Source organism: Micrococcus sp. HMSC31B01 (assembly GCF_001816085.1).
Lineage (GTDB): Bacteria > Actinomycetota > Actinomycetes > Actinomycetales > Micrococcaceae > Micrococcus > Micrococcus luteus.
The window spans coordinates 1-3,637 of record NZ_KV825454.1; the positions used below are offsets into that span (position 1 = coordinate 1).

The window sequence follows — 3,637 nt, forward strand, 5'->3', positions numbered from 1 at the left end:
CGGCACCGGCCCCGGCGCGCGCCGCCGCGCCCGCCTCGCCGCCTCCCGGCTGTACGTCTGCACCGACCTGCAGCGGTTCCTGCGCCCGGACGGCACGCTCGACACGGCCGCGTTCGCCGACTTCTGCGCGGCGGCGTTCCGCGGCGGAGTAGACGTGATCCAGGTGCGGGACAAGGCCGTGGACGTGGCGGTCGAGCTGGCCGCGTTCGCCACGCTCGTCCCGCTGGCCCGGGAGCACGGGGCGCTCTCGGCCGCCAACGACCGCGCCGACGTCGCCGCCCTGGCCGGGGTGGACGTGTTCCACACGGGCCAGACCGACCTGACCACCGCGCAGTGCCGCGCCCTGCTGGGCCCGGACGTGGTGCTCGGCCGCTCGTGCCACACCGAGGCGCAGGTGCGCGGCGCCCGCGCGGAGGACGGCCTGGACTACTTCTGCACGGGGCCGGTGTGGGCGACGCCCACGAAGCCGGGCCGGGCCGCCGTCGGACTGGAACTGCCGACCCTCGCCGCACGCCTGGACGCGGAGGACCCGGCGGGGGCGCGGCCGTGGTTCGCCATCGGCGGCGTCGACGCGGACCGGCTGCCCGAGGTCCGCGCGGCCGGGGCGGAACGGATCGTGGTGGTCCGCGCCGTGACGCAGGCCGAGGACCCCGAGGCCGCGGCCCGGACCCTGCGCGCGGGCCTGCCCGGCTGACGCGCCCCGCGGGGAGGTCACGGACGGGCCGTCCTGATGGTGTAGAGTCGACGAGTCCGCAACGCGCTCGACGCGTCGCGACCCCCGCCTCCGTAGCTCAGGGGATAGAGCGTCTGCCTCCGGAGCAGAAGGCCGCAGGTTCGAATCCTGCCGGGGGCACGAGCGAACAGAGCCGGACCCCCGTGGCGACACGGTGGTCCGGCTCTTCTGCGTTCTGCGGACCCGGACGCTCGAGCGGAGCGGGAGGTCCGGGTCACCGGCATTCGAGGCGGGAAATCGACCTCATGGGACGTCCCGAGGTGCGTATTCGCCGGATTTCCCGCCTCGAACGTGTCGAAGCCCGGAGGTCCCGCCCTCAGCCCCGCTGCGCATGACCGTGGTCGACGGGCCCGTGCCACGTCGGCCGCGAGGCGTCCCCGACCGCGAGCGCCTCCCCCGCCCGCATCGCGTCGGCCAGCCACGGCTTGGCCCGCTCGAGTGCGTCCTCCCAGCTCAGGCCCGCCCCGGCCAGCGTGGCCAGGGCCGAGGAGAGGGTGCAGCCGGTGCCGTGCGAGGCGCGGGTCGTCACGCGCGGGCCGCGCACCTCGTGCACGGCCCCGCCCACGCGCACGACGGCGTCCGGTACCTCCGCCGCTGCGGCCTCGGGCGCCTCGGTCTCGTCCAGGTGCCCGCCCTTGAGCAGCACCGTCACCCCGTGCTCGGCGGCCAGGCCCCGGGCCGCGTCGAGGGCGGCGTCCCAGCCCGTCGCGTCCCGCCCGGTCAGCCGGGCCAGCTCGGGCAGGTTGGGGGTCACCAGGTGCGCCGCCCGCAGCAGCCGGGACCACGCGGCGCGCCCGTCGTCGTCGCCCACCGCGGTGAGGGCGTCACCGCTCGAGGCCACCATGACCGGGTCCAGCACGACGACGGCGGGCAGGGTCTCCTCGAGCCAGCCGGCGACGGCCCGCATGAGCTCCACCGTGCCGAGCATGCCGATCTTCACGGCGTCCACGGCGATGTCGGCGGCGACCGAGTCGAGCTGGGCGCGCACCACGTCCACCGGCAGCGGGTGGACGATCTGCACGCCCTGCGTGTTCTGGGCGGTGATCGCGGTGATCGCGGTCATCCCGTAGCCGCCCCACGCGGCGATGGTCTTCAGGTCGGCCTGGACACCGGCGCCGCCGCCGGAGTCGGAGCCGGCGATGCTGAGCACACGGGGGACGGCGGGGGTCATGCGGGGGCTCCTTCGGGTCGGGGCGGATCGGCCGCCCGGGCCGGGCCGATCCCGCCCATGAGAATGTAGTCGCATGTCGCACGTCACAGAGAGCTCCCCCGCGCACCCCGGCCGAGCCGAGGAGTCGGCGCCGCTGCGGCCGACCTCCCCGCTCGGGATCGCCGCCACGTTCATCGGCACCACCATCGGCGCCGGGTACGCCTCGGGCAACGAGATCCTGCAGTACTTCGTGAGCTTCGGCCTCTGGGGCGGCACGGGGGCGCTCGTGATCGCCGGCGCGCTGTTCTTCCTGCTCGCGGTGATCGTGCTGCGGCTGGCGCAGAAGCTGCGGACCACGGACATCCACCGGATCGTGAACCCCACGACCTCGCGCGTGCCCACCTGGTTCGCGGACCTGTGCATCACCACGTCCCTGCTGGGGACGCTGGTGATCATGCTGGCCGGGGCCGGGGCGGCGGTGCACACCGCGTTCGGGCTGCCCTCGCTCGTGGGCTCGCTGGTGATGGCGGCCGTCTGCGTGGTCTCGGTGCTGGCCGGCATCACAGGCCTCGTGCGCGTCCAGGCCGTGGTGGTCCCCCTGATCATCGTGGTCGCCGTCGGCGTCGCGGTGTGGGGGTTGGCGAACCCGGGGGCCGCGGTGGACGACGTCGCCGCGCTCGTGACCTCGTCCCCGCTGATCAACCAGTGGTGGCTCTCGGGTGTGCTGTACGTGGCGTTCAACATCCAGCTGGCCTACGCGGTGCTCGCCCCGATCGGCGAGGAGAGCTCCTCGTCGGGGCGCTCCCTCGTCGCCGGGGCCGGGCTCGGGGCACTGGGCCTCGTGGTGATGGCCGGCGCGGTGATGGCCGCGATGACCGCCCACGCCCAGCTCATCGGCCGCGCCGAGCTGCCCATGGTCGAGCTGGCCGCGATGATCGGCGGCTGGGCCGCCCTGCTGTACACGGTCGTCCTGCTGCTGGCGCAGTTCACGACGGCGGTCTCGTGCCTGTACGGCGGGGTGGAGCGCATCGCCCTGCTGTCCTCGATGCGCCGCGTGCCGGGCTGGGTCATCGCCGTCGTCACTGCCCTGGCCGCCACCCTGCTCTCGAGCGTCGGCTTCTCCGACCTCGTGGGCACCGTCTACCCCGTCCTCGGGTACGCCGGCATCGTCATCATCGTGATGCTCATCGTGACGTGGATCGTCGAGCGCACCACGGTGCGCCGGCGGGCGGCCCGCGCGGCGCGCGCCTGAGCGGCCCGCCGCATGGCCGCTGCCGACGGCGGTGAGGCCCCGCAGGGGACGTGCTAGGGTCGCTCGCATCCCACGGGAGCCCCACGGCACGGGGCTGAGACCGGGCTGACGCCGCCCGGAGACCGTCTGAACCTGTCCGGGTCATTCCGGCGAAGGAAGAAGGAGCCGCGGCCATGTCCGTTTCCGAGCACACCCCCCTGCCCGCAGCCGAGTCGACGGCCGAGGTCGTCGCCGAGGAGAACTACCCCACGCACCGTCTGGGCTGGCTCGAGGATGCCGAGCACGGCATCCGCGTGCCCGTCACCGAGGTCCACCAGGACGACTCCCCCGACGGCACGCCCAACGCGCCCCTGACCGTCTACCGCACCATGGGCCCGGGCTCCGTGCCCGAGCGCGGCCTGCCCGCCCAGCGCGCCGAGTGGATCCGCGCCCGCGGCGACGTCGAGGAGTACGAGGGCCGCGAGCGCGACCTGCTCGACGACGGCCGCTCGGCCGTGCGCCG

General features: G+C 74.9%; 3 protein-coding genes, 1 tRNA gene, 1 pseudogene and 1 riboswitch. Of the genes and pseudogenes, 4 read left to right on the forward strand and 1 reads right to left on the reverse strand.

Translation table 11 applies throughout. The features are described 5' to 3' along the window. On the forward strand, nt 1–694 hold a 694-nt coding region (gene thiE / locus HMPREF3105_RS12220; protein WP_246830388.1), incomplete at its 5' end, for a thiamine phosphate synthase. 86 nt (nt 695–780) lie between these two features. Next, nucleotides 781–853: transfer RNA gene (locus HMPREF3105_RS12225), tRNA-Arg, on the forward strand. Between the two features lie 196 nt (nt 854–1,049). Here the strand turns inward: HMPREF3105_RS12225 and thiD are convergent. After that, nucleotides 1,050–1,904, reverse strand: coding sequence for a bifunctional hydroxymethylpyrimidine kinase/phosphomethylpyrimidine kinase (thiD, locus tag HMPREF3105_RS12230; protein ID WP_070709864.1), 855 nt, complete (start codon nt 1,902–1,904; stop codon nt 1,050–1,052). A gap of 73 nt (nt 1,905–1,977) precedes the next feature. On the opposite strand from thiD, the gene HMPREF3105_RS12235 reads away from it, so the two are divergent. Continuing rightward, nucleotides 1,978–3,135 (forward strand): YkvI family membrane protein, encoded by a 1,158-nt coding sequence (locus HMPREF3105_RS12235; protein ID WP_070709866.1) that lies wholly within the window; start codon nt 1,978–1,980, stop codon nt 3,133–3,135. Nucleotides 3,136–3,197: 62 nt separating this feature from the next. Further along, nucleotides 3,198–3,312: riboswitch (TPP riboswitch) on the forward strand. Continuing rightward, nucleotides 3,309–3,637, forward strand: a pseudogene (locus HMPREF3105_RS12240) (phosphomethylpyrimidine synthase ThiC); the annotation flags it as partial. (Overlaps the previous riboswitch by 4 nt.)